Source organism: Aliiglaciecola sp. LCG003, assembly GCF_030316135.1.
In the GTDB taxonomy this organism is placed as follows: domain Bacteria; phylum Pseudomonadota; class Gammaproteobacteria; order Enterobacterales; family Alteromonadaceae; genus Aliiglaciecola.
This window is the reverse complement of the sequence record NZ_CP128185.1, coordinates 2,990,760-3,015,834: the sequence shown is the minus strand read 5'-3', so window position 1 is coordinate 3,015,834 and position 25,075 is coordinate 2,990,760. Positions and strand designations below refer to the sequence as shown.

Annotated in this window: 24 protein-coding genes; 9 read left to right on the top strand and 15 right to left on the bottom strand. The window is 43.6% G+C overall.

What is annotated here, in order from left to right; genetic code table 11:
* Window positions 1-140: 140 nt before the first annotated feature.
* Entirely contained in the window at window positions 141-1,064 is a 924-nt protein-coding gene (locus QR722_RS13085) for a LysR family transcriptional regulator (RefSeq protein ID WP_286283317.1), read from the top strand.
* A gap of 97 nt (window positions 1,065-1,161) precedes the next feature.
* Here QR722_RS13085 and QR722_RS13080 read toward each other — a convergent pair whose 3' ends face one another.
* Entirely contained in the window at window positions 1,162-2,790 is a 1,629-nt protein-coding gene (locus QR722_RS13080) for a M28 family metallopeptidase (RefSeq protein ID WP_502872471.1), read from the bottom strand.
* A 72-nt stretch (window positions 2,791-2,862) separates the two neighbouring features.
* On the opposite strand from QR722_RS13080, the gene QR722_RS13075 reads away from it, so the two are divergent.
* Entirely contained in the window at window positions 2,863-3,675 is an 813-nt protein-coding gene (locus QR722_RS13075) for a DUF3025 domain-containing protein (protein ID WP_286283315.1), read from the top strand.
* Here QR722_RS13075 and QR722_RS13070 read toward each other — a convergent pair.
* Window positions 3,672-4,379, bottom strand: a complete 708-nt coding sequence (locus QR722_RS13070; RefSeq protein ID WP_286283314.1) for a YIP1 family protein — start codon at window positions 4,377-4,379, stop codon at window positions 3,672-3,674. The genes QR722_RS13075 and QR722_RS13070 overlap by 4 nt on opposite strands.
* Before the next feature lie 168 nt (window positions 4,380-4,547).
* Between QR722_RS13070 and QR722_RS13065 the strand changes: the two genes are divergently transcribed.
* Window positions 4,548-5,330 carry an ABC transporter ATP-binding protein gene (locus tag QR722_RS13065; protein WP_286283313.1) on the top strand — a complete coding sequence of 261 codons (783 nt, stop codon included), beginning with the start codon at window positions 4,548-4,550 and terminating at the stop codon, window positions 5,328-5,330.
* Window positions 5,331-5,332: 2 nt separating this feature from the next.
* Window positions 5,333-6,526 carry an ABC transporter permease gene (locus QR722_RS13060; RefSeq protein WP_286283312.1) on the top strand — a complete coding sequence of 398 codons (1,194 nt, stop codon included), beginning with the start codon at window positions 5,333-5,335 and terminating at the stop codon, window positions 6,524-6,526.
* A 96-nt stretch (window positions 6,527-6,622) separates the two neighbouring features.
* On the opposite strand, the gene QR722_RS13055 is transcribed toward QR722_RS13060, so the two are convergent.
* The 6 genes from QR722_RS13055 to putP form a co-directional block, all read right to left on the bottom strand.
* Window positions 6,623-8,350: an SLC13 family permease gene (locus tag QR722_RS13055; RefSeq protein ID WP_286283311.1), complete on the bottom strand. Its 1,728-nt coding sequence runs from the start codon at window positions 8,348-8,350 to the stop codon at window positions 6,623-6,625.
* Window positions 8,351-8,368: 18 nt separating this feature from the next.
* Window positions 8,369-9,778 (bottom strand): sulfate adenylyltransferase subunit CysN, encoded by a 1,410-nt coding sequence (gene cysN / locus QR722_RS13050; protein ID WP_286283310.1) that lies wholly within the window; start codon window positions 9,776-9,778, stop codon window positions 8,369-8,371.
* A 1-nt stretch (window position 9,779) separates the two neighbouring features.
* Window positions 9,780-10,565, bottom strand: a complete 786-nt coding sequence (cysQ, locus tag QR722_RS13045) for a 3'(2'),5'-bisphosphate nucleotidase CysQ (RefSeq protein ID WP_286283309.1) — start codon at window positions 10,563-10,565, stop codon at window positions 9,780-9,782.
* Window positions 10,565-11,161, bottom strand: a complete 597-nt coding sequence (cysC, locus tag QR722_RS13040; RefSeq protein WP_286283308.1) for an adenylyl-sulfate kinase — start codon at window positions 11,159-11,161, stop codon at window positions 10,565-10,567. The genes cysQ and cysC overlap by 1 nt, the downstream gene beginning before the upstream one ends.
* Window positions 11,161-12,075 carry a sulfate adenylyltransferase subunit CysD gene (gene cysD / locus QR722_RS13035; protein ID WP_286283307.1) on the bottom strand — a complete coding sequence of 305 codons (915 nt, stop codon included), beginning with the start codon at window positions 12,073-12,075 and terminating at the stop codon, window positions 11,161-11,163. The genes cysC and cysD overlap by 1 nt, the downstream gene beginning before the upstream one ends.
* A gap of 177 nt (window positions 12,076-12,252) precedes the next feature.
* Entirely contained in the window at window positions 12,253-13,764 is a 1,512-nt protein-coding gene (gene putP / locus QR722_RS13030; protein WP_286283306.1) for a sodium/proline symporter PutP, read from the bottom strand.
* A gap of 65 nt (window positions 13,765-13,829) precedes the next feature.
* On the opposite strand from putP, the gene QR722_RS13025 reads away from it, so the two are divergent.
* Window positions 13,830-14,348, top strand: a complete 519-nt coding sequence (locus tag QR722_RS13025) for a GNAT family N-acetyltransferase (protein ID WP_286283305.1) — start codon at window positions 13,830-13,832, stop codon at window positions 14,346-14,348.
* Between the two features lie 30 nt (window positions 14,349-14,378).
* Here QR722_RS13025 and ychF read toward each other — a convergent pair whose 3' ends face one another.
* From ychF to QR722_RS13010, 3 genes are read right to left on the bottom strand one after another with little or no spacing between them, the layout of a single operon-like run.
* Window positions 14,379-15,470 (bottom strand): redox-regulated ATPase YchF, encoded by a 1,092-nt coding sequence (ychF, locus tag QR722_RS13020; protein WP_286283304.1) that lies wholly within the window; start codon window positions 15,468-15,470, stop codon window positions 14,379-14,381.
* A gap of 45 nt (window positions 15,471-15,515) precedes the next feature.
* Complete coding sequence (pth, locus tag QR722_RS13015; protein ID WP_286283303.1) at window positions 15,516-16,100, bottom strand: aminoacyl-tRNA hydrolase; 585 nt, start codon at window positions 16,098-16,100, stop codon at window positions 15,516-15,518.
* A 5-nt stretch (window positions 16,101-16,105) separates the two neighbouring features.
* Entirely contained in the window at window positions 16,106-16,747 is a 642-nt protein-coding gene (locus QR722_RS13010) for a 50S ribosomal protein L25/general stress protein Ctc (protein ID WP_286283302.1), read from the bottom strand.
* A 235-nt stretch (window positions 16,748-16,982) separates the two neighbouring features.
* Here QR722_RS13010 and QR722_RS13005 point away from each other — a divergent pair, with 235 nt between their 5' ends.
* Window positions 16,983-18,353: an amidohydrolase family protein gene (locus QR722_RS13005; RefSeq protein ID WP_286283301.1), complete on the top strand. Its 1,371-nt coding sequence runs from the start codon at window positions 16,983-16,985 to the stop codon at window positions 18,351-18,353.
* A gap of 86 nt (window positions 18,354-18,439) precedes the next feature.
* Here the strand turns inward: QR722_RS13005 and QR722_RS13000 are convergent, their stop codons facing one another.
* From QR722_RS13000 to lolB, 4 genes are all read right to left on the bottom strand, one after another.
* Window positions 18,440-18,832 carry a hypothetical protein gene (locus tag QR722_RS13000; RefSeq protein WP_286283300.1) on the bottom strand — a complete coding sequence of 131 codons (393 nt, stop codon included), beginning with the start codon at window positions 18,830-18,832 and terminating at the stop codon, window positions 18,440-18,442.
* Window positions 18,833-19,148: 316 nt separating this feature from the next.
* Window positions 19,149-20,096, bottom strand: a complete 948-nt coding sequence (locus QR722_RS12995) for a ribose-phosphate pyrophosphokinase (RefSeq protein WP_286283298.1) — start codon at window positions 20,094-20,096, stop codon at window positions 19,149-19,151.
* 126 nt (window positions 20,097-20,222) lie between these two features.
* Window positions 20,223-21,083: a 4-(cytidine 5'-diphospho)-2-C-methyl-D-erythritol kinase gene (gene ispE, locus QR722_RS12990; RefSeq protein WP_286283297.1), complete on the bottom strand. Its 861-nt coding sequence runs from the start codon at window positions 21,081-21,083 to the stop codon at window positions 20,223-20,225.
* Between the two features lie 2 nt (window positions 21,084-21,085).
* On the bottom strand, window positions 21,086-21,691 hold the full coding sequence (gene lolB, locus QR722_RS12985; RefSeq protein WP_286287674.1) for a lipoprotein insertase outer membrane protein LolB: 606 nt from the start codon (window positions 21,689-21,691) through the stop codon (window positions 21,086-21,088).
* A 126-nt stretch (window positions 21,692-21,817) separates the two neighbouring features.
* Between lolB and hemA the strand changes: the two genes are divergently transcribed.
* Genes hemA through prmC form a run of 3 tightly spaced genes read left to right on the top strand, consistent with a single transcriptional unit; the run spans window position 21,818 to window position 25,033 of the window.
* Window positions 21,818-23,083: a glutamyl-tRNA reductase gene (gene hemA / locus QR722_RS12980; RefSeq protein ID WP_286283296.1), complete on the top strand. Its 1,266-nt coding sequence runs from the start codon at window positions 21,818-21,820 to the stop codon at window positions 23,081-23,083.
* Between the two features lie 11 nt (window positions 23,084-23,094).
* On the top strand, window positions 23,095-24,180 hold the full coding sequence (gene prfA, locus QR722_RS12975) for a peptide chain release factor 1 (RefSeq protein WP_286283295.1): 1,086 nt from the start codon (window positions 23,095-23,097) through the stop codon (window positions 24,178-24,180).
* Between the two features lie 19 nt (window positions 24,181-24,199).
* Entirely contained in the window at window positions 24,200-25,033 is an 834-nt protein-coding gene (gene prmC / locus QR722_RS12970; RefSeq protein ID WP_286283293.1) for a peptide chain release factor N(5)-glutamine methyltransferase, read from the top strand.
* Window positions 25,034-25,075: the final 42 nt, after the last annotated feature.

The following is a 25,075-nucleotide window of genomic DNA, read 5'->3' as shown; positions in this document are numbered from 1 at the left end:
ATTTCCACACTGCATGCAAGCGCAAGCAGAGACACAGTGTAGCTGCTATAAATACGACTAAAAATAAACGTTGTAATAGCCAGCATGCTTGCCTAATATAGGCTTTATAGTATTAATTCCTATACCTTACTGGTGTTGTTATGTTGAATCGTCTACAAGAATCTGACATTAAATTATTGAGGGTGTTTTACGCCGTTGCGTCATGCAATGGGTTCACTGCCGCCGAGCCAGTGCTGCGTATGCAACGTCCGAATATTAGTGCAGCGATTAAAAAACTCGAAGAGCGCTTGGATTTGGTGTTATGTCACCGAGGACGGGGTGGTTTTCAAATGACCAAAGAAGGCGAAGTGGTCTTTCAGGAAACCAAACGTATCTTCAACGCATTTGATAATTTTGTATTTAATCTGAAGAGTTTACATGATGATTACTCAGGGCATATTACCTTGGTATTGATGGCTGGCTTGCCCTTATCAATGCATCTTGCGGTGAGTAAAGCGGTTAAAAGCACGATGAAAAAGTTCGATGATATTCACGTTAATATCCAGACGCGCTTATACAACGAAGTTGAGCATGTGGCGTTATCGGGTGAATGTCATTTAGTGGTGTCCACCTATGATATGGTAAAACCGGAATCAGTCACCTTCCATTCTGTCGGTCACGAATGCGCGGGTCGCTTGTATTGTGCTCCTTCCCATCCTCTTGCCAAATATCGCGACGCCTTGCCAGATACGGTGAAAATTGATGATTACCCGGCTATCGGGATTTCTGGGTTATCCTCTGCCAATTACATTCAGGACGAGAACCGTTTAGCCATACAAACCTTTTCTGATTCATTCGATGCTTGTTTATCCGCCATCATGACTGGTGAATACGTGGGGCTGTTGCCTGATTATATGGCTAAAGAGCAGGGGGCTGGCTTAGGTTTGGTGCCGGTTGGCGGCGGAAAATGGTTTGAGTTCAAACATGAATTGTTTGTGATGAATGGTAAAAATACCCGATTGAATCCAGTCTTGCGCCATTGCATAAAAGAATTAAGTTACTTCATTAAAGAAAGTCAAAAATAACCAAGTTAGAGCTAGACTAGCTAATTGGGTTAACGTTTATTCATAAAAAACGCCAGCGGATTGCTGGCGTTTTAGTATCTATCATAACTGTGTTGGGTTACTTACGTTGGAACTCGCTGGTTTTTAACCATTTAGGCCAATCGCTGGAATTGGCAATTTGATAACCTACATCAAACAACATCTGGGTGTCCTGTTGTACTCCAGAAAAATCCCAACTTTCCCTAAATTGATCACAGACTTGGTGATAACAGCCAGTGATCACAACATTTGTGCGTTTACGGTATGCGGCAGTTTCTTCATCGAAAGGCTCGCTGCCTCCTTCGGCGTACAGGGCAGGTACACCTAATTTGGCGAAGCTGAAATGATCAGACCGATAATAATAACCCGCTTCTGGGCGATCTTCTTGAGTCAGGTGGCGACCTTGCTTTTTAGCTGCCATCTCCAAGTTTGTTTCTAATTCTGATTTGCCCATACCCACGACCGCAACATCTTTGGTTTTGCCTAATACATTCATCGCATCCATATTGATATTCGCTACCGTTTTGTTAAGTGGAATAATAGGGTGCTCAGCGTAAAATTGTGAACCTAATAAACCTTGCTCCTCAGCGGTAACCACTAGGAAAGTAATTGAGCGCTGCGGTCTAACGGTTAATCCCGCGAAAGCTTTGGCCATAACCAAGCTGGCTGCTGTGCCTGTTGCGTTGTCATGGGCTCCATTATAAATCTGATCCCCCACACGACTTTCATCTTTGCCTAGGTGGTCCCAATGCGCCGTGTATAATATATGCTCATCGGCACGCTCACTGCCGGGTAAGGTAGCGATGACATTATTACTCACCGACTTTTGCAACTTACTCTTAATAGTGACAGCGGCTTTTAATTGCAAAGGTGTAGAGTAGGGTCCTTGCATGGCTAAGGCTTTTTGCTGGGCGAAATCTAAACCTGCATCCTTAAATACTTTGTTCGCAGCGTCTAAGCTTATCCAACCTTCTACCGCAACTCTATCGGCATTGCCGTTGTCGCTCGCTAAACTATATTGTGGACCACTCCAACTGTTGGCCACCACGGACCAGCCGTATGACGCGGGCGCGGTTTCATGGACTATGATAGCTGCTTCAGCTCCTTGGCGACTGGCTTCTTCAAATTTATAACTCCAGCGACCATAGTAGGTCATGGTTTTGCCTTGGAACTTACCGCTTTCGGGGTTTTCAAATCCAGGGTCATTGACCAAAATCACCACGGTTTTGCCTTTTACATCTAATCCGGCGTAATCATTCCAGTCATATTCTGGCGCATTCACGCCATAGCCTACGAATACCACTTCGGAATCAGTCAGGTTGATTTGGCTGTTTTCTCGTTTAGACGAGGCTACCATGTCATCTCTGTATTTGAACTGATTCTGGCCAATCCTCAGAGTCATGTCTGGATCAGCAGTGATTTCCATCAGCTCCACGGCTTGCAAATAGCTATTGCCATTGCCGGGTTGATATCCCAAGGCTTTAAAATTACTGATTAAGTAATCCAAGGTTTTGGTTTCACCTGGCGAGGTAGGCGAACGGCCTTCAAATTCATCAGAGGACAATACTTTGGTATGTTGTTTCAAGTCCTGTGTACTGATATTTTGATAGACGCTATCAAAATTACTCGCAGGCATGTTGTTATTCGTTTGACTGCACCCCGCTAGCAAAATAGTGGAGGTGATCAAGGGAAAAATGAACTGTCTTATTTGCATATTGTTGCTCTTATTATTACATTTGTCCCCAGTATAGAAAATCCAATCAGTAATCACTAGAGTCGAATGAAATCTAATTCAGATAATTTGCCAGTAAAAAATCCTTTGATCCCGTTAAAGCGCATTAAGGCCCAGCCGTTTGAACCCCTCAATGAATTGTTTGGCTTAACTCATCAGGCCAATTTACTCCATGCATCTAGCCTAAATAAGTGGGCAGCTAAACTGCAGGGGATTACTCATGAGTTTGTGTGCCAATCAGAACTAGCGGACAACCTTAGTTACTATGAACAAATTATCAATCAACAAAGTATTATTCCGACTCGTCCAGATAGCTGGCATGACTTGTTTAACGGCCTGATATGGCTGCAGTATCCAAAAACTAAAAAATTATTAAACCAATGGCATATGCAAGATATTGAGCAATATGGTTTAACGCCCAGAACAGCGCGGCGCAACCGCATAACCCATTTTGATGAGTGTGGGGTCGTACTAGCGGTTGTAGATAAGCAAATAAGTGGCTTGCTTGCCGAGCATCATTGGCAACAGGCGTTTGTGCAACATCGGCCATCCTGGGGCAAGCAGATTAAAGCCTTTATATTTGGACACGCTAACTTAGAGATGATGTTGAAGCCCTTTATTGGTCTGACCGGAAAGTGGTTGGCGGTAGAGGTTACAGCGGAGTTTTTCAAGCTAGAGTACGGCCAGCAAGTGTCATTGTTAGACACAAAATTAGCCGCTCAATTGCAAGCAGAGCAACCCTTTTCACAGGCAAAATCATTACGGCCACTGCCGCTCTTAGGGGTGCCTGATTGGTGGGATGACAATCAACACCCTGAGTTTTACCGCAATACTGATTATTTCCGCCCTAAGTGCAATTAGACTAGCGTAACTAAGAGTGCGATGCTCAAAATGACCGTGTAAGGTAGCAACGCAAGCAGGTAAACACGCCGATTAGAAAATTGCGTCCAGCGGCTTATCCCCACCGCCGTCAAATATATGCTGAACAAGGTGTCGAGACGAATAAGGTCGGTGACAGCAATCCACGTGGACGACATATCTAAACCCAGCCAATAGCTAAGTGAGACTATATCAAGTTGGATCAGGTGGATCTGGTTGGTTGAGCTCAGCGCCAACATCAACAATGCCAACAAGCAGCTAATTACAGTTGGCAGCGATACCCACCAGGTAAATCCGTACCAATCGGTAAAACCATTCAGATTTTGTTCATCAGAGCGGGTGACTAAATGCAAATAGCCAGCAAATACAGCCATTGCAGCTATCACACCCAGCGACATACCGATAATATAACCTGTGGTATAACTCGCTTGTGATCCCATCATTGCTTTCATACTGTCTTGCTCGGCAGGACTCAAATCGCCTGCCGTAAGCTCGATAACAGCGTGTTTATACCAAGCAAAATCAACAAAATTAAGATAGCTATACATGGGCAAAACAGCTGCCAACATAACTAAAATGAAAGGGATCCATGACCAATTATGTTTGTGATTGAGGGTGGTAAAAACCTCCCGTGGTTTGATAAATACCTGCAAACATGCTTGGAATGGATTGGTAATAGTGTTCATCGGCAGATTAGGTCCTTTTAACTGGTTAAAACTGGTATGGATTATTGTAAGATAATATGCAGTGTAACAAGGGATCCTATTATTTAGAAAATGATTTCCAGATATATGTAATAAATCCAGCACGTTATACACTAACTAAAATAACAAGGTCGTAATTGGGAAAATGGAATGATTGAAATAAAGCAATTATCGAAGAAATTTGAAGTTGAAAATCCAAAGAAACTTAGCGAGCAGGAGCGCAAAGATCCTAGGCTTATAGGGCGCTTTTTTCACTCAGTCAAAGACGTGTCATTTTCGGTTGAAAAAGGTCAAGTGCTAGGACTGCTAGGGCCAAATGGTGCAGGTAAAACCACCACCTTAAGAATGCTATCTACTGCTTTACAACCAGACGGTGGTAGTGTCTTTATCAATAACATTGACGTACTTAAAAAGCCTATAGTAGCCAGACAAAAAATTGGTTTTTTGTCTGGCTCTACAGGCTTGTATGGGCGCCTAAGCGGGCGTGAAAATATTGAGTATTTTGGTCAACTCAATGGCATGAGTAAAGGGGATATTAAGGTTAGGATCGGTGAGCTTTCCGCCATGCTGGACATGGATTCTTTCCTAGACCGGCGCTGCGAAAATTATTCAACGGGTATGAAACAAAAGGCTGCCATTGCCAGAGCGGTAGTGCACAGTCCAGAAGTGGTTATTTTAGATGAGCCCACCACAGGGCTAGATATTATGGCGACACAAACGGTAATGGATTTTATTCGTAGCCTTAAAAATGACAATATTCCGGTAATTTTTTCCACTCACCATCTAGATGAAGTAGAAGAGCTGTGTGACAAAGTGGTGGTTATCGACCAAGGAGTGGGCAAGTTTGAAGGTAGTCTGCAAAGTTTTAAGCAAATGGCAGGCGGTGATAATTTGCATCAAGCGTTTTTAGCCACCATCAACAAGGAGCTATGAATATGTGGTTAGTATTTTTAAAAGAATTAAAAGAGTTGGTGCGCGACCGCAAAACCCTCTTCTTTATGATCGCGTTGCCTATATTAGTGTTTCCGGCAATCATAAGTGGTGTACTGTATTTCAGTAAGCAAGCGGTAGAAGACGCCGAATCTAAAGTGTTGAATTATGCGATTGTCGGTGCTCAATACGCTCCGGAAATTACTGATAAACTGAGTAATACCGCCATGTTTAATCTGGTTGATATTGAGCTTGAGTCTGATTACGCCAGTTTGATTGAACAAGACAAGGTTGATTTCGTGATCGAAATCGCACAGGGCTATTCAAACGATATACTGCAATCCGGACAAAACCGAATAAAGTTGTTTTTTAATGATACAGGCTTAAATAAAGTATTCGCCCGAGTCGATGAAATAGTCAAGCAACAGGCAGATGTTCAGCAAAAGCTGGCCTTCTCACAACAGGATTTAAACCCGCAACAACAACTGGCGCTACTTGAGCCTATAGTGCTGGAAAAAGTCAGCACTGCTGATGAGCGAGAGAGTTTAGGTGAGCGGTTAGGTGGCTTGATCCCGTACTTTATTTTTATTCTGTGCTTGCAAGGAGCTATGTTTCCAGCTGCGGATTTAGGTGCCGGTGAAAAAGAGCGGGGTACCTTGGAAACCTTGCTAATATCACCGATTGAACGTTATAAGATAGTCTTGGGTAAGTTCTTCACTATTGCCCTTGCAGGGTTGACTTCAGCGTTGGTGACCATCTCCAGTATGGCCATATGGGGCTTAATACTAAGTCAGGGTATGGCAGTGGAAGTCGTGGTGAAATTCATGTCTTCTATTGGGGCGATAGACTTTGTGCTGATGTTTTTAATGTTGGTGCCTGTGGTCGCAATTTTTGCCTCAATTTTATTAGCACTGTCTATTTACGCTAAAAGTTTCAAAGAAGCCCAAAGCTACATGGGGTCTTTGACCTTAATGTTATTTGTGCCCATTATATTTTCCTTGCTACCTGGGGTTGAACTCAAGGGCGGCTGGGCTTGGGTGCCGCTAACTAATGTAGCCTTAGCCATTAAAGAGCTGATCAAAGGTACTATGGATTATTTCCAGTTGTTTGCCATTTTCGGCTCCACAGCCGTAATCGCCTTGGCCTTGATTGGTTTTTGTGTGCATTGGTTTAATAAAGAAAAAGTATTATTTAGATAAGCAACTTATCAGTCATGCGGCAGTCCTGTCGCATGATCTTCCTGTACCTCGCCATATAGCGTTAATAGCAATTAATCACTCTCTAGTTGTTGGTGCTTATAAACCGTAACTAAACTTTAATAGCAGCAGTACAATAGACGAATAGGTGATTGAAATCGCCAGTCCAAATTGGATGAAGTGTTTAAACTTGTAGTTTGCTGCGTTAAATGCCAGCAGGTTGGTTTGATAGCCATAGGGTGATAGGAAACTGGCACTAGCAGCAAAGGCAACGGCTAAAGCGAAAGGCATTATAGGTAGACCTAGCATACTCGCGACACCATAGGCGAATGGAAACATAAGGGCTGCTGCTGCGTTATTGGTGACAAGCTCAGTTAACACCAGAGTTACTAGGTAAATAACCACCAGGGCCATAAACGGACTGGTACCTAATAAGTAAGGGCGCAAACTGTCAGTCAGCAATGCTATTACACCAGAGGTTTGCAAAGCGGTGGCTAAGCTTAGCGCGCCGACAATGACTATCACTAGGTTAAGTGGAATGTTGCGTTTTACTTCGGCATTGTTGGTAACACCACTAATCACCAACAGGGCCATAAAAAACATCAAGCCGGTGGCAAGATTAACTATAGATGCTGCGGCCAAAACAATTGTCAGTAGAAACCCGCCCACGGTTATCCATTCTTGTGGTTTGGTTAACTTGGTCGCTATTTTTTGCTCAGAAATAACGAAGAAGTTTTTCGACAAATTGTGGCGTTTCACAAAGTCCTGGCCAGTGGCTAGCAGCAAAAAATCACCTGCTTGCAGTTTTATGTCTCCCAACTTTCCTGAAAGCTGCTCACCATCCCGTCGGATGGCAACCACTGCTGCGTCAAACAAAGCCCTAAAGCCTAAAGCTTTAATAGTTTGGCCGATGATTTGGGCACGGTTAGAGATAATCACTTCCGTCAGGTTATCGCGCAGTAAACCATTGGTTTCGGCAAATAATTTCAAGCCCTTAATATGACTAAGGTTGTCTACCTTTTTGATATTGCCGGAGAAAATTAATTTATCGTTTTGTTGAATAACGATATCGGGGGTTACCGGCGTAATGAGCTTACCGTCTCTGACTATTTCGACTAAAAATAATTCAGGTAAATTACGTAAATGATTATCTTCCACTGAATGGCCAATCAGCTCAGAGTTTTCAATCACCTTGGCCTCAATAAAATATTCTTGAAAACGGCCTTTACGATTCTCTATGGTCGGTAGTATTGGGATCAACAAAAACATCAACAACCCACAACTTAAACCCGCCACTAAGCCGTACAGGGTAAAATCCCAAAAATTAAAACCCGGGTGACCCAGTTCAATTAGAAAACTGTCAACAATCAGATTGGTTGACGTGCCTATTAAAGTAACAGTTCCGCCCAATATCGCTGAGTAGGAGAGGGGTATGAGTAGCTTTGAGGCCGGGTGATGCTGATTTTGACTCACCGGCCCAATTAAACTGGCCACAACAGCGGTATTGTTAAGCAATGCTGAAGAGGTAAAAGTGAGACCAAACAAACGCCAAAAGCTCACATTGAAATTAGGTGAAATTAGCTTTCGTCCTAATCGCTTTATCAGTGAGGTCTTATCTACGGCGCTGCTGACTAGCAACAATAAAATCAGGGTTAATAAACCCTGATTGGTTAGATTGTGGGCGACATCTTCCAGTCCTATTTGCGTGGTAACAACTAAGCCTAAAATAGTGCCAGCAAAAATACTGGATGGGCGCTTATCGGTTACGACAAGCGCCAAAATTGTCATGGTAAATATACCAATTACAATTAGCTGATTGATGTCCACAGTTTCTCAGTGTTTATTTTAGAGTTTTGTAATATCAGTGGCGTTCCAATGTGGGAAATGCTTTCTGACCAAACTATTAAACTCCAACTCAAATTCTGAGAATTGGTGAGAGCTGTTTGCTTCTTTGTTCTGCTCGATGATCATCCCTGCGCCGACAGTACCATTGCTGACGCGATCGATAATAATAAAGGCACCGGTAGTTCGATTTTTAGCGTAAGGGTCGCAGGCCACTGTCTGAGTCAATTTAATATTACCCACCGCAATTTCATTCAGTTTCAAATGTACTGATTCGGTTTTTTGTAGGGTGTTGACGTCAATTAAATGATCCACCGATGAAATTGAGCCGGGCACAAATTTGGTCGCAAATTTAAAGCCATATTGTTTATTCGGGATCATGGCCTCTTCTGACATCCAGACTAAGTGGGTTTTGAAATTATTGCCCTGTAATGGGAGATTGTCAGATTTAACAATCATGTCACCACGGGAGATATCAATTTCATCTTCCAATGTAAGCGTGGTAGTCAGTGGGGCATGGGTCGATTCCAGCTCGCCTTCGAAATTAACGATAGCACGCACCCTCGACTCTTTGCCTGAGGGCAGGGCGGTAACTTTGTCACCTTTACTAATTTGCCCAGAGACAACCGTGCCAGCAAAACCACGGAAGTTTAAATTAGGTCGATTCACATATTGCACAGGGAATCTGAAATCTTCCAGATTGAGATCCTTGCCTATCTCAATATTCTCCAACGTGGTCATAAGGGTATCGCCCGTGTACCACGGCATATTCTCACTCTTATTTACCACATTGTCGCCATCTAGTGCAGACATCGGAATGAAGCGAATATCAGGAATATCGAGCTGTTTAGAAAATTCAAGATAATCCTGCTTAATTTGCTCATAGACCTCTTGACTGTATTCCTTTAAATCCATTTTATTGATGGCCACCACAACGTGTTTTATGCCTAAAAGGGAGACTAAGAATGAGTGACGACGAGTCTGAGTTTTCACACCGCCTCTAGCATCAACCAGGATAATCGCCAATTGACAAGTGGAAGCACCGGTAACCATGTTGCGGGTATATTGTTCATGCCCTGGGGTATCAGCAATAATAAATTTACGTTTATCGGTAGAGAAGTAGCGATATGCCACGTCTATAGTGATCCCTTGTTCTCGTTCAGATTGGAGACCATCGACGAGTAGGGCCAAATCCACTTTTTCACCAGTGGTACCCATTTTTTTACTGTCTTTGGTAATGGCGGCTAACTGATCTTCATAGATCATTTTTGAGTCGTGTAATAATCGGCCGATCAAGGTGCTCTTGCCGTCATCTACGCTGCCGCAGGTCAAGAAACGTAGCAGGTCTTTTTTCTCATGTTGTTCTAGGTAAGACAAAATGTCTTTTTGGAGTAATTCGTTTTCGCTATTCATGTTAGCAGCTCACTAGGAAGTAAGGATTTAATACAGAGTCTTTTTGGTTGTAACGCAGGGGTAGGGCATCGCTTGCTAGAGGATCAGATTCGTCAACTACGGTAACTTTTCCTCCTGCGGCTTCAACCACAGCTTGGGCCGCACCTGTGTCCCATTCGGACGTGGGCCCGAGTCTAGGGTACAAATGCGCCGCCCCTTCGGCGACAAGGCATAGCTTCAACGAGCTGCCCATGGCAACCAATTCAGATTCACCGTCAAGGCTGTCCAGTAATGCTTGGATGGCAGGGCTCTGATGGGAGCGACTTCCAACCACTTTCCAAGTGTCACCGGCTTGATGAGGTAAGGGACTAATCATACTTGATTGGCCCTTTTCTATCTTATAGGCGCCTATACCAGCCACGCCTACATAGGTTTTATCCAACACAGGAGCATATACTACGCCTAATGTCGGTACACCTTGACTGATGAGAGCAATATTGACGGTAAACTCACCGTTCTTTTTAATAAATTCTTTAGTGCCATCTAATGGATCGACTAACCAGTAGTCTTGCCAAGACTGGCGAGTGTGCCAATCAATGTTGGCGGATTCTTCAGACAAAATAGGTAATTCAGAAAGCGTTTTTAAGCCATCCACTATGATGTGGTGAGCGGCAAGGTCGGCTTCAGTTAGCGGGCTTTCATCGGCTTTTTCATAGATGCTAAAATCTTTCTGATAAATCTGCATGATGGCATCACCGGCTTTGTGGGCCAGCGCAGTTATTTGGGCGGCAAGAGGATGTTCAAACATCAGTCTAAAAACCCTTTCTGTGACAGCATAGTAAATAGCAGTTCTGCCGACTCTTCTGGACTTTGGCCAGAGAAGTTAAGGTGTATTTCAGGGTTTTCTGGTACTTCATAAGCAGAGCCTATGCCGGTGAAGTCTTTGATATCTCCTTGGCGAGCTTTTTGATACAGGCCTTTAGGATCGCGTTTTTCACATTCTTCAATAGGCGTATCAACAAACACTTCTACGAATTCACCTTCTTTTAACAAACCGCGACAAAAACCTCTATCGGCTTTGAAGGGCGAGATAAAAGCGGTCAATACGATAAGGCCTGCATCGACAAATAATTTTGCTACTTCGCTAATACGACGAATATTTTCAACTCGGTCTGAATCGCTAAAGCCAAGATCGCCGCACAAGCCATGGCGAACATTGTCACCATCGAGCAAGTAGGTATGTTTGCCTGCTTCAGTTAGCTTCTTTTCTAATAGATTCGCAATGGTAGATTTACCCGAGCCGCTTAAGCCTGTCAGCCAAATAACCGCGGGTTGCTGATTTTTAGCGCTTGCTCTGCGGGACTTGTCGACATCATGCTGATGCCAAACGATATTATTTGCCATTAGAAATAACCCTCCATTTTCTTTTTCTCCATCGAACCAGATGAATCATGGTCAATCACTCGGCCTTGGCGCTCTGATGTTTTGGTAAGCAACATCTCTTGGATTACATCAGGTAGTGTGCTGGCAGTCGATTCAACTGCACCTGTTAATGGATAACAGCCCAAGGTACGAAAACGTACTGAACGCATCTCTGGTGTCTCACCTTCTTTCATTGGCATACGCTCGTCATCTACCATAATGAGTACACCATCCCGTTCTACCACAGGGCGTGGTTTAGCCATATACAGCGAAGGAATCTCGATGTTCTCTAGATAAATATATTGCCAAATATCCAGTTCGGTCCAGTTTGACATTGGAAAGACGCGAATACTTTCGCCTTTATTAATTTGTGAATTGTAAATATTCCACAATTCAGGCCGCTGATTTTTAGGATCCCAGCGGTGATTTTCATCTCTGAATGAATAGACCCGTTCTTTGGCTCTGGATTTCTCTTCATCACGGCGCGCACCACCAAAGGCGGCGTCAAACTTATACTTGTTTAACGCTTGCTTCAAACTCGCAGTTTTCATGATGTCGGTATGCTTGGCGCTACCATGGGTGAATGGTCCAACTCCCATTTCTAGGCCTTCAGGATTAATGTGAACCAATAGATCCAATTCATGTTTGGCCGCCATTTTGTCACGAAACTCAATCATTTCGTGAAATTTCCAAGTGGTGTCAACATGCAAAAGAGGAAAGGGGATTTTTCCTGGAGCAAAAGCTTTTCTGGCTAAGTGTAATAATACCGAGGAATCTTTCCCGACAGAATACAACATGACCGGATTGTCAAACTCGGCGGCCACTTCTCTGAAGATGTGAATACTCTCTGCTTCTAGTTGCTTAAGGTGCGTTACAGAAGGAATGTTTGTTGTCATGTGTAAGTTCCAGTATTTCAGACTTTAGACTAAAGAATTATATGCTTAGAACTTTAACACAACTGTGAAAGCTTTAAGTATGCTAATTTTCTATACTTAGGAGCAAAAAGGTTTAACAAAAGCATTAGTGAACAAGATGTTAACACCTTGTTCACTAATTGACTCTTTTCCCAATTTTTAGGCTTCTTCTAGCCCTTTTTCAGCTTCTGCAAAGGTATTCAAAACAGACTGCTGAGGGGCAGGAGAAGCTAGGCTGGCAATCACTATGGCACAAGAACTGGCGATAAAGCCTGGCACAATTTCATAGACAATATTACTTAAAGGCTGCCCGTCGATTGAAAGACCAGCAAAAATCCAGATCAACACAGTGACTGCACCGGTGATCATCCCCGCTAGAGCACCTGCAAACGTCATGCGTTTCCAATAGAGGCTAAACAATACCAAGGGCCCAAATGCCGCACCAAATCCAGCCCAGGCATTACTGACTAAGCTAAGTACGCTGCTATCTCTGTCATAGGCGAGGTAAATAGCGACAATCGCAACTAGTGCCACTGAGATCCTACCCACCAACACCAATTCTTTTTGGCTGGCGTCACGGCGCACAAAGGCCTGATAAAAATCACCGGTTAGTGAGCTTGAAGTGACCAGTAGTTGTGAGGATATAGTACTCATGATGGCAGCTAATATGGCTGCTAGTAAAAATCCTCCAACTAGCGGGTTGAACAGGACCTGAGACAGATAAATAAAGATGGTTTCAGGGTCATCTAATGTGGCTGGGTTCTTGGTGATATAGGCAAGACCAAGCAAACCTGTCGCCACTGCTCCGGCAAGTGATACTATCATCCAGCTCATGCCGATTCGTCTCGCGGTCTTCATATCTCTTACATGGCGTATCGCCATGAAACGCACGATTATATGTGGTTGGCCAAAATAGCCCACACCCCAAGCCATAAGCGAAATAATGGCCAACAAGCTTAATGCTTCGCCTGTTTTGGCATCCACCCACAGGTTGGTCATATTCTGGCTAACTGAATTGATTTGTACGGTGGCTTCATGCAATCCGCCGATATCCCACAGTACCACTATAGGCACTAACACCAAAGAGACAAACATAATGCAGCCTTGTACAAAGTCGGTCAGGCTAACGGCTAAGAAGCCACCAAACAGAGTGTAAGCCACTACCACGCCGGCGGTAACATACAGACCCATCTCGTAGGTTAAACCAAAAGATGATTCAAACAACTTGCCCCCGGCAACTATGCCGCTGGAAGTGTAAAGGGTAAAAAATACGATGATCACCATAGAAGAAATCAAGCGTAGGAGTCGGGTATTATCTTCAAAACGGTTCTCGAAGAAATCGGGAAGGGTGATGGCGTTTTTGGCGACTTCGGTATAAACCCTCAGCCGTGGTGCGACAAAAATGTAGTTTAGGTAAGCACCTACGGTAAGTCCCACAGCAATCCAAATACTGGATAAACCAGACACATACATCGCACCGGGCACACCCATTAGCATCCACCCACTCATGTCTGAAGCTCCGGCCGATAAAGCCGTGACCTTGGGGCTGAGGGTTCTTCCTCCTAACATATATTCTTGCATATCGGAGGTGGATTTTTTGAAAGCGTATAGCCCTATCCCAAGCATCACAGCAAAATATAATGTGAGTGAGATTAATGTACCTAATTCCATTAATAATCCTTTGGTTCTTTTAAATCGACCCTTAATCACAAACAGGCGTTTGAGAAAGGAATTGAATGATCTATGCTAACAATCCTAGCCACAGCTTACCAGTTGAGACCCAAATGAAGCGCCAAATGCACAGTTTTGATACTCTTTCGACCACTTTATTGTACGCGATACTGCGACTGCGTCAGCAAGTCTTTATGTTGGAGCAGCAAAGTATCTACGATGACATTGATAATCTTGACCAGCAAGCTCGACATCTCACTTTTTTAGATGAAAACACCCGAACCCTGACAGCTTACATGCGTTTTAGACTGCTAGCAGATGGTACGACGGTCAAACTGGAGCGAGTCGTTGTGGCTAAATCTCAGAGGGGGAAGGGGCTCGGCCTTGGGCTAATGCAATTTGCTTTTGAACAAATTGATAAAATACCTCAGGTCAAACAGATACAGTTATCCGCTCAAGTAGATGTGATTTCGTTTTATCAAAGCTTAGGATTTGAAGCTTTTGGCGAGGTTTACGATGATGGGGGGATTGACCATCGGGATATGCAATTGAATTGGCAACATCGGACTAAGTCATCAAAATAATTGACCTAGTCCGAAATGTTTGATGCAGAATTAAACGTTAAAACGGAAGTGAATTACATCACCGTCTTTTACAATATAATCTTTGCCTTCTAGACGCCATTTACCGGCATCTTTGGCACCCTGTTCACCTTTGAATTCAACAAAGTTGTCAAAGCCAATAATTTCAGCACGAATAAAGCCTTTTTCAAAATCAGTGTGGATTTTACCTGCAGCTTGGGGCGCCGTTGAGCCTTCAGGAAACGTCCAAGCGCGGACTTCTTTCACACCCGCAGTGAAGTATGTCTGTAAAGTAAGTAGACTGTACCCAGCACGAATTACACGATTAAGACCTGGTTCAGTAAGACCCATTTCGTCCATAAACTCGGTTTTTTCGTCTTCTTCAAGCTCGGCAATTTCAGATTCAATTTCGGCACAAACCGCCACTACTATTGCGTTTTCTTGTTCTGCAATAGCACGAACTTCATCAAGATAAGGATTATTTTCGAATCCATCATCGTTGACGTTAGCCACATACATGGTAGGTTTTAGGGTTAACATATTCATGTAGCTAATAGCCGCAAGTTCTTCTTTTTCAAGAGGAACTGCGCGAAGGAGTATGCCTTCATCTAGTGCCGGTTTGATTTTCTCTAGTACTTTAAGTTCAAACTTTGCATCGGAATCACCGCCCTTAGCCTTCTTACCCACCCGTAAAAGGGCTTTTTCTAAGGTTTCGAGATCCGATAAGGCCAATTCAGTATTGATCACATCAATATCATCTCTTGGACTCACACGACCAGCAACATGCACAATGTTTTCATTGTCAAAACAACGCACTACGTGTCCAATTGCATCTGTCTCGCGAATGTTGGCTAAAAATTTATTGCCAAGTCCTTCACCTTTTGAAGCCCCGGCTACCAATCCAGCGATATCAACAAATTCCATAGTAGTGGGAATCGTACGTTGGGGATTCACTATAGCGGCCAACTGATCTAGTCGTTCATCAGGAACAGGGACGACACCGGTATTTGGTTCAATGGTACAAAAGGGAAAGTTAGCCGCTTCGATTCCAGCTTTGGTCAGTGCATTGAAAAGGGTCGATTTACCGACGTTTGGTAAACCTACAATCCCACATTTAAAGCCCATTTGTTGTTCCTCAAGATAGTCAGCCTAGTGCTGGCTGTTAAAAGTTTATTCTGCTTTGAAGCCGTGCAGGCGATTCATCGCTTTCTTTAAATCGTGTTTAATTAAGATATCGGTACAGCGCATTGCTTCATCGATTGCCGCATCCATCTGCAGCAGTTCTGTCGCTGATGGTTTTCCCAATACATGTCCGGTCACTCTGGACTTGTCACCAGGGTGGCCGATGCCAATTCTTAATCGTAAAAAATCTTTGTCATTACCCATTTTAGAGACAATATCGCGCACCCCATTTTGACTTGAACTACCACCGATTTTAAATTTTGCCACACCAGGGGGCAAATCTAGTTCGTCGAATGCGACTAGCATATTATTAGTGGCGATGCGGTAGAATCCAGCATAGGCTGATACGGCCTGACCGCTATTGTTCATATAAGTGGTGGGGATCAGCAAACGAATGTCTTGGCTGTCTATGGTTATGCGGCCAGTGTAGCCATAAAATTTATTTTCTAGCTTTAGCGTGCAATTGTGTAACTTTGCTAGGGCTTCAACGAACCAAGCACCTGCATTGTGGCGAGTGTTGTGATATTCGGGGCCTGGATTTCCCAGGCCCACAATAAGCTGAATATCAGACAAGCAACTTATTCCTTAGCTGCGTCTTCTTCAGAGCTTTCTACTTCTTCTTCGGCAACACTTGGACCTTTAGCTGTCTTAACAGTAACAACTGCTAAGTCATGATCTTCGCCTTTAGCCAATTCTACTGAAGTAACACCTTTAGGAAGCGTCAAATCAGATAAATGCAAAGTTTGGCCAAGTTCAACATCAGTTAAATCTACTTCGATAAACTCTGGAAGATTTTTAGGTAGACAAGTGACTTCTACGTCATTCATGTGGTGTTCTGCGTGACCGCCATGAACCTTGATAGAATCTGCACTTTCTTCGTTGATAAAGTGAAGAGGAACACTAGTGGTTAGCTCTTTGTTCTTATCAACGCGCAAGAAATCTATGTGCGTAACTTTTGGTTTGAACGGGTGACGTTGCATGTCTTTAACTACAGCTTCAACTTTCTCGCCAGCGATATCAAGTACTAAAACATGGCTGTAAAACGCTTCAAACTCTTGAGCTTGAAGAACTTTGTTGTGGGCTAGGGTTAAAGAAACTGGCTCTTTGTCAGCTCCGTAAAGGATCGCAGGTACTTTGTCTTCACGACGTAGGCGGCGGCTCGCACCTTTCCCTAGATCTGTGCGGACTTCTGCATCCAAATTAAAAATTGCATCAGACATTTTTTTACTCCAAAAAATAAATAGTGTTGTAAATTCTTGCGACCAGAATTTACGATATAACAAGCGTCTTGCTTGAACCCCTATTAAAAAGGGCGGCGAAGTCTACCATTTGACTGACTCTTAAACAAGCATATAGCACGTACTAGGCTGGTTTAATTTCACCATTGTGTTTTTAACAATATTTGCATTACAGTAGTACAAATAACAAATCATAAAAATAACATGGGGTTGCGCTATGTCATTAAAAATTAAAGTTACATTTTTATTCTTGAGTGCCTTACATCTAAATGCCTTTGCTCAAAACCAAGCCTTAGTCGGCGGCCGATTGATTGATGGTTTTGGGCATCAACCCATCGCCAACAGTGTGATCTTAATAAAAGATGGCATCATCGAAAAAGTCGGTACTATCGATACGCTAGCGATACCAGAAGGTTACACTCAAGTGTCGACTGAAGGCATGGATGTGTTGCCAGGGCTTTGGGAAAATCACGCGCACTTGATGTTAAATGGGCATGCTGACTACGTGCATTGGGATGTTGCTTATATTGACAGGTTGTCGGATGAAATAATGCCAGCAAGTGCCGCCCAATTATTGTTGGCCGGTATAACCAGTGCACGAGATTTAGGTGCACCGCTAAAAGATACCATAAGTGTCAAATCACGGATTGAGAGAGGCGAGATACCTGGCCCAAATTTATATGTTTCTGGCCCATTTTTACAACACGAAGCTTACCCAGGGACCGAAAAATTTCGCTGGGGCATAGATGGCGTGGCTGATGCAAAGCGCAAAGTGAATCAATTAGCCGACGCGGGTATGGATATCATCAAGTTAATTGATCAAGACAAAATGACCCTTGAAGAGGCTCAAGCAATTGTGGATCAAGCCCACGAACGGGGGCTAAAAGTAGTTGCCCATTCACATCGTCCTGATGAAATACGTCGAGGGTTAGAAATAGGCGTAGATAATTTTGAACACACCGGCTTAACCACCTCGCCAGAATATCCAGCTGATATTATTCAAGCACTCAAAGAACGCACCGCAACAGGTCGAGTTGCCGGCGGGCCGCTATTTTGGACACCCACAGTGGAAGGCTTGTGGAATTATCAACTTACCGTAGCCAATCCCGAACGATTAGATAATACCTGCTGGCATCGTGGCCTTAAAGACGACACCATCGCTGATATCGAGTCCTCATTAAAAAATGTCGGTCAATTGGACTATATGCAGTTAACGCCGTTGCGCAAGCCTACACTGAAACGTAAAATCGCGCAGTTAAAGGAAACCGGCGTAGTGTTCTTAGTAGGAACCGATAGTGGGATTCCAACTAAATTTCATTGCCAAAGTACGTGGAATGAAATGGCCATTTGGGTCGAGCAGATGCAAATCAGCTCTATGGATGCGATTCGGGCCGCAACCTACTGGCCGGCAGTAATGATGGGCGTAAATAAAACTACTGGTACAGTTTCAGAAGGTAAAGCAGCCGATATTATAGCGGTGAAAGGGGATGTACTGCGCTACATTAATTTGCTGCAAAATGTGAATTTAGTCATGAAAAATGGTGTGATCTATAAACAGGACGGGCTACCTGTTGAAGCCAATTTATAATATGAGTTTAGCCCGCAAAGGCTGAGGTAAAACCACACTGCACGATGTATAAGCGCCGTGTGGTGTAAATTACTCTAGTGACATCTTCAGTAGGAGTTGGGCTCAGTGACCTGACTGTCATCTATCATTTTTGCTTGAACCACTTTTAACACTTCACCATATTGTTGAAAGGTCATCACGTCTGTTAACACAACGCCTTGTACTTCAACCACCATGCCGTTTTTAAGCAGTGATTTGTCCATCCCGCGAGGCATATATTTTTTGCCATCTTGGGCATCTAAGGCGAAAAACCCGCCTTCTAACGATTTATAAACGATTGTGCCTTTAATAGTCAGCATTTTTGCTGGCTCCTGTTTGGATTCATCCTTATTCGCCTGAGATAAAGAAACGTCAGCCTGTTTGGCCGATTCATTATCAATTGCTTCGCCGGCACATCCACCGATTGCCAACAGCAAGGCGACATTTACTAACACTTTCATAACAGACTCCTTTGTATTTGATACTAGCATACGCCATTCAAGCACGGACGGCGGCAAATTTCGACATTTAGCTGCGTAAATAATAACTGACAAATGTCAGTAAGTGGTCAAGAACCAACATGGCCATGCTCTGCGGACGACTTTAGGATTTCAAGCTTCTAATTTCCCTATGGCAGATTGATCTTGGGACAAGTATCGATGGAAAAGGGATGTAATCTTAGTTCATTCCTCCCTTGCATGGGGCACACGCAGTCTATAAGACAATAAAAAGCCGGATACTAGTCCGGCTGTTGGTGAAGATTTGGTTCTGCTTGGCTTAGTATTCGAACATTGCCGAAATAGATTCTTCGTTGCTGACGCGGCGGATGGCCTCAGCTAGCATGTTTGACAAGGTAAGTTGCTTCACCTTGCTCAATGCTTTGATTTCAGGTCGCAGTGGAATACTGTCAGTGACGATAATTTCATCAATGACTGATTCGGTAATGTTCTTAACTGCATCACCTGAGAATATCGCATGAGTTGCATAGGCATAAACATTTTTAGCGCCATGTGCTTTTAACGCCTCGGCGGCTTTACCTAAGGTTCCACCAGTATCAATCATATCGTCAACGATAATACAGTCGCGGCCTTTTACATCACCAATAATATGCATTACTTGTGCAACATTGGCTTTAGGACGACGTTTATCAATGATGGCTAAGTCAGTGTCGTTTAACAGTTTTGCCATTGCTCGGGCACGAACAACACCGCCAATGTCTGGTGATACCACAACCGGATTATCAAAATCACGTCTGCGCATATCATCTAACAAAATGGGCGTACCAAAAGCGTTATCTACTGGCACATCGAAGAAACCTTGAATTTGCTCTGCGTGTAAATCGATAGTTAATACTCTATCTACACCAACGTTTGATAAGAAATCGGCTACCACTTTAGCGGTAATAGGCACACGAGCTGAACGTACTCGTCTATCTTGTCGAGCATAGCCGAAGTAAGGAATTACCGCGGTGATACGGCCAGCTGATGCACGTCTGAGGGCATCAATCATCACGATCAATTCCATCAAGTTGTCATTAGTAGGCGCGCAAGTAGACTGAATAATAAAAACGTCCGAGCCGCGGACATTTTCATGAATCTCGACACTTATTTCTCCGTCACTGAAGCGGCCAACGCTAGCATGGCCAAGTTTGGTGTAGAGTCGGTCTGCGACTTTTTGGGCGAGTTCTGGTACTGCATTACCAGCGAAAAGCTTCATGTCCGGCACAAGAAAATTCCTCAGTGCGAATAGTTAGGGGGCAACAAATGCGCTTAAATGCTAAACCTTAGCAACAGTTGTCAATTGGTCGGCTGTCTTAACATCATTACATCAGCATAAACTAAAGTAATAAATTCAGCCGGATTTTTTTGCTAAATGATCACATAAAGGAGAATTATTCACTCCTTTGGCTATAAAAGCCTGACAATCTTCCGGCAAAGTATCTTTAACCTGTTGTGCTTGGTTGTTAGTGTCAAAAATGGCGAATAAGCAGGCGCCTGTTCCGGTCATTCTCGACGGCGCGTATTCTAACAAGTGCGCTAATAAATTTGCAACTTTAGGATAGCGTTGACTGACTAATTTCTGGCAATCATTATGAGTTTGCTCAAAAGAATAATCGGACCAGGCTATTTTGGGGGTATTTCTGGGTAAATCTGCAGCAGCAAAAACCTCAGCGGTAGACACGTGGCAATTAGGGAATACGATTAAATAGTATTGGGTTTTGAGCTCTACCGGTGAAATAATTTCGCCTACGCCTTCGGCAAAGGCCGTTTTACCCTGAATAAAAATAGGTACATCCGCACCTAATTGGAGACCAAGCTCAGACAACACATGTGAAGGTAAGTTAGTATTCCATAAATAATTCAACGCCACTAGCGTGGTTGCGGCATTAGATGAGCCGCCGCCAATGCCGCCGCCCATCGGCAATACTTTATCCAGCCAAATATCACAGCCAGCCGAGGTCTTAGTGTAGTGCTGGAGCAATTTAGCCGCTTTAACAATCAGGTTTTGCTCGGCAGGAACATCTTGTAATACGGTTTGCAGGTTAATAATGCCGCTTTGGTTGACTTTAAACGCTAGCCTATCGCCCACATCAACCATTTGGAAGAGACTCTGCAATAGGTGGTAACCCTGCGGGTTTCGGCCAGTGATATGTAGAAAAAGATTGAGTTTGGCTGGGCTTGGCCACCATTCCAACTGGGTTTCATTTGACATCGTTATAATTTCTGCCATGAAGTGATTTTTATTTTGATTTGATTTTGCTTGTCTTTACGATTAACTAATTCTATTTGGTGGGGGAGCAGTAGTTCATCGACTAATTTATATTTTGAATAGGTCAATATCCAAGGTGAGCACCTTTTACACTTCGACACTAATTGATTCACCAAACCTAAATCGTCATAGATTATTGATTCTTGGTCGCTATGTTGACCCTTTACCCACATAGATAGTTTTGCGACTGGAATATTCCATCCGGTAATACGCTGGATAAGATCAGAGGCATTCACATCGGTATAGGTTTTATCATCGGCTTCAAGTTTAGCATAACCTGGATAGCCTTCCATTGACATCAAGGTGGTGCCAATAAAGGTATTTAGCTGCAGATCATACTGCTGATCTAGCTGCTCCCATCTAACATAGGCACTGAATTTTTCATCTGCGCTTTTAAACGCCATACGGCCCTTGATCTTCCAATGATTGAACTCACTGAGGGCTTGCTGATGGGCCACACTATCAACACTCTGGTTTTGAATGCGCTTGCTTGCGCAGCCATTTAGCAACAAAACGCAAATAATACCTATTGCTAGCCCAACAATTCTCATCAAATCTAATCTTTATGAAGTTTTACTAGGTTATATGGGAACACAGAAGGTTAGATACTTTCAATAGTTTTGGCTTTTGCGTACAATGCCGCTCCCAACAACTTTGGACATTTTCAGCCTTTCTGAATGACGTTAATCGCGCTAGGTATTAATCACAAAACAGCATCTGTCGTACTGCGAGAGAAGGTCGCCTTTGCACCTGAATCAATCGTTAGCGCGCTGTCATCCCTACGCCAGTCATTGGGCGCTGAAGAGTCAGTGATTTTATCTACTTGTAATCGTACCGAACTTTATGTTGCCGCCGACCGGATCAATAAGGATGATGTAGTTAATTGGCTGGCCCAATTTCATGGTGTGGCCGCTGGTGATATCGCCAACAACAGCTATTTATTTGAAAGTCGTCAGGCGATTGAACACATAATGCGCGTAGCCAGTGGATTGGACTCGTTAATATTAGGTGAGCCGCAGATACTCGGCCAAGTGAAACAGGCCTATATGAGTGCGAAAAACTCCGGAGCCATCCAAGGGCATTTTGAACGGCTGTTTCAACATATTTTTAGCGTAGCCAAAAAAGTCCGTTCTGACACTGACATCGGCGCCAATGCTGTTTCAGTGGCATTTGCAGCGGTACAACTGTCAAAACAAATATTTTCCTCGTTAGCTAAAACCAATGTGTTATTGATTGGTGCTGGCGAAACCATAGAGTTGGTGGGTAAGCATCTTAATGAGCAATCGGTGCAGAAAATTACCGTGGCCAACCGGACTTTGAGTCGAGCACAGGAGTTGGCTCAGCAGATAGGCGCAGAAGTCGTCACGTTGGCGCAGGTGCCGAGTATCTTGCATCAAGCGGATATTGTTATCAGTTCTACCGCCAGTACCTTGCCCATCATAGGTAAGGGTATGGTGGAAAGTGCCTTGAAAGATCGCAAACACAAGCCTATCTTCTTTGTTGACCTAGCAGTTCCGCGGGATATCGAAAGCGAAGTGGCTGAACTTGATGATGCCTATTTATATAGTGTGGATGATTTACAACATATTGTTGAACAGAATCTTGCTAATCGACAGCAAGCTGCAGACGAAGCTGAAAATATTATTCAACTGCAAGTAAAAGAGTTTTATAACTGGCAAAACTCGCAAGCATCGGTGGATACCTTAAAAACCTTCCGCCAACAGAATTATGAGATCAAAGAAAAGCTACAAGAACGGGCACTCAGTCAGCTTGCAGAGGGTAAAGACCCCCAACAAGTGGTGATAGAATTGTCCAACAAATTAACTAATGCGTTGTTACATGCTCCAACAAAGGCCTTAAATCAAGCAGCCTCTGAGCAAGATGAGCAAACACTGTCCATCCTAAAAAACACCTTAGGGTTGCAGTCTGAACAACAAGATTAAACAGGAACACCATGAAAGACTCAGTCGTCAGCAAGTTAGAATCCTTAATAGAGCGATTTGAAGAAGTGCAAGCTTTGTTAAGCAATGCCGAAATCATTGCTGATCAAAATAAATTTAGAGCCTTATCGAAAGAATATTCGCAACTTGAAGATGTGGTGAAAGCTTTTAAGCAGTATCAACAAGCTCAACAGGATCTCTCATCCGCGCAAGAAATGATGCAAGAAGATGATGCCGAAATGCGCGAAATGGCGCAGGAGGAATATAAAGCTGCAAAGTCGAGTATTGAAAGTTTAGAAACTGAATTGCAAATATTACTCTTGCCTAAAGATCCAAATGATGAAAGTAACTGTTTCTTAGAAATCAGAGCAGGAGCCGGTGGTGATGAAGCCGCCATTTTCGCTGGCGACTTATTCCGTATGTATAGTCGTTATGCCGAAACCCAAGGATGGCGCCTAGAGTTGGTTAATGCCAACGAAGGCGAACATGGTGGTTATAAAGAAGTTGTGGCTAATATCATTGGTGATGGCGCCTATGGAGTAATGAAGTTTGAATCCGGTGGACATAGGGTGCAACGTGTACCTGAAACCGAATCCCAAGGACGGATTCATACATCAGCTTGTACGGTAGCCGTACTACCTGAAATCCCTGAATCTGAAGCGATTTCAATTAACCCGGCTGATTTACGGGTTGATACCTTCAGAGCATCTGGTGCCGGTGGTCAGCACGTCAATAAAACTGATTCTGCTATACGTTTAACTCACATTCCTTCTGGGGTTGTGGTGGAGTGTCAGGATGAACGTTCACAACATAAAAACCGAGCTAAAGCGATGTCGGTATTGCAAGCTAGGCTGAATCAGATAGAAGAAGATAAACGCAATGCCGAAGAAGCTTCCACACGACGTAATTTGGTTGGAAGTGGTGATCGTTCTGAGCGGATCCGGACCTATAACTTTCCCCAGGGACGAGTAACAGATCACCGCATCAACTTAACCTTATATAAACTTGATGACGTTATTGCCGGCGATGTAAATGCATTGTTAGAGCCAATCAGACAAGAACATCAGGCCGATTTGCTAGCATCACTATCGGATCATTAAAATTGCTTTGAGCTCGTTAATGTCAATTCAACAACTATTAGACTGGGCAATAGTCCAGTTAGCTTTAGGCGAAAGTCCTAGGCTTGATGCCCGGATATTACTTAGTCATTGCACTAACTTAAGCATCACGCAACTGATGACTTGGCCGGACAAAAGCATTGATGAAACGCCAGAGAAGCAATTTCGAGATTTAGTCCAACAACGTAAAGTGGGTCATCCGGTCGCCCATTTAATTGGATATCGTGACTTTTGGACCTTGTCGTTGAATGTTACACCTGATACCTTAATTCCGCGCCCTGAAACAGAATTACTGATTGAACAAGCCTTGCAACTAGATTTACCCCGCGAAGCCCGCGTGTTGGACCTAGGTACAGGGACTGGGGCAATTGCTTTGTCGCTGGCCAGTGAACAAGCTGATTGGCAAATAACAGGCGCAGATTTTAGTGCTAAAGCAGTGCAGTTGGCAAAATCCAATGGGGTTAAAAATCACTTAGAGCAGGTGACTTTTTTACAAAGTAACTGGTTTGAGCAAATCCCCCTGCAATCCTTCGATTTAATTGTTTCGAACCCTCCTTATGTTGAGTCTGACAGTCCGTATTTAGCTCAAGGCGATGTTAGATTTGAGCCTGCTTCAGCGTTAACCTCAGGGAGCACTGGATTAGATGACATCACTCAAATTGTAAAAAATGCTACCTCTTATTTATCCTCCAAAGGATGGCTTATGTTAGAGCATGGCTTAGGGCAAGCCCCCGAGATTGCCAAGTTATTTCTCAATTCAGGTTATCAAAATATCTTCCATGCAGAGGACCTAAATGGCGTCACTCGTATTAGCGCTGCCCGTAAAGTAGTTTGATTTTTACTATTTATTTAACATCAACTCGGTTTTTTCAATAGT

Excerpts from the sequence above, each read along its gene's own strand:
- hemA (WP_286283296.1), top strand. The coding sequence starts at position 21,818 with ATGACGTTAATCGCGCTAGGTATTAATCACAAAACAGCATCTGTCGTA.
- QR722_RS13075 (WP_286283315.1), top strand. The coding sequence starts at position 2,863 with ATGAAATCTAATTCAGATAATTTGCCAGTAAAAAATCCTTTGATCCCG.
- QR722_RS13070 (WP_286283314.1), bottom strand. The coding sequence starts at position 4,379 with ATGAACACTATTACCAATCCATTCCAAGCATGTTTGCAGGTATTTATC.
- QR722_RS13060 (WP_286283312.1), top strand. The coding sequence starts at position 5,333 with ATGTGGTTAGTATTTTTAAAAGAATTAAAAGAGTTGGTGCGCGACCGC.
- QR722_RS13085 (WP_286283317.1), top strand. The coding sequence starts at position 141 with ATGTTGAATCGTCTACAAGAATCTGACATTAAATTATTGAGGGTGTTT.
- prmC (WP_286283293.1), top strand. The coding sequence starts at position 24,200 with ATGTCAATTCAACAACTATTAGACTGGGCAATAGTCCAGTTAGCTTTA.
- ychF (WP_286283304.1), bottom strand. The coding sequence starts at position 15,470 with ATGGGCTTTAAATGTGGGATTGTAGGTTTACCAAACGTCGGTAAATCG.
- QR722_RS13025 (WP_286283305.1), top strand. The coding sequence starts at position 13,830 with ATGATCTATGCTAACAATCCTAGCCACAGCTTACCAGTTGAGACCCAA.
- QR722_RS13005 (WP_286283301.1), top strand. The coding sequence starts at position 16,983 with ATGTCATTAAAAATTAAAGTTACATTTTTATTCTTGAGTGCCTTACAT.
- ispE (WP_286283297.1), bottom strand. The coding sequence starts at position 21,083 with ATGTCAAATGAAACCCAGTTGGAATGGTGGCCAAGCCCAGCCAAACTC.
- cysC (WP_286283308.1), bottom strand. The coding sequence starts at position 11,161 with ATGGCAAATAATATCGTTTGGCATCAGCATGATGTCGACAAGTCCCGC.
- prfA (WP_286283295.1), top strand. The coding sequence starts at position 23,095 with ATGAAAGACTCAGTCGTCAGCAAGTTAGAATCCTTAATAGAGCGATTT.
- QR722_RS13000 (WP_286283300.1), bottom strand. The coding sequence starts at position 18,832 with ATGAAAGTGTTAGTAAATGTCGCCTTGCTGTTGGCAATCGGTGGATGT.
- lolB (WP_286287674.1), bottom strand. The coding sequence starts at position 21,691 with ATGAGAATTGTTGGGCTAGCAATAGGTATTATTTGCGTTTTGTTGCTA.
- cysQ (WP_286283309.1), bottom strand. The coding sequence starts at position 10,565 with ATGTTTGAACATCCTCTTGCCGCCCAAATAACTGCGCTGGCCCACAAA.
- cysD (WP_286283307.1), bottom strand. The coding sequence starts at position 12,075 with ATGACAACAAACATTCCTTCTGTAACGCACCTTAAGCAACTAGAAGCA.
- cysN (WP_286283310.1), bottom strand. The coding sequence starts at position 9,778 with ATGAATAGCGAAAACGAATTACTCCAAAAAGACATTTTGTCTTACCTA.
- putP (WP_286283306.1), bottom strand. The coding sequence starts at position 13,764 with ATGGAATTAGGTACATTAATCTCACTCACATTATATTTTGCTGTGATG.
- QR722_RS13010 (WP_286283302.1), bottom strand. The coding sequence starts at position 16,747 with ATGTCTGATGCAATTTTTAATTTGGATGCAGAAGTCCGCACAGATCTA.
- QR722_RS13065 (WP_286283313.1), top strand. The coding sequence starts at position 4,548 with ATGATTGAAATAAAGCAATTATCGAAGAAATTTGAAGTTGAAAATCCA.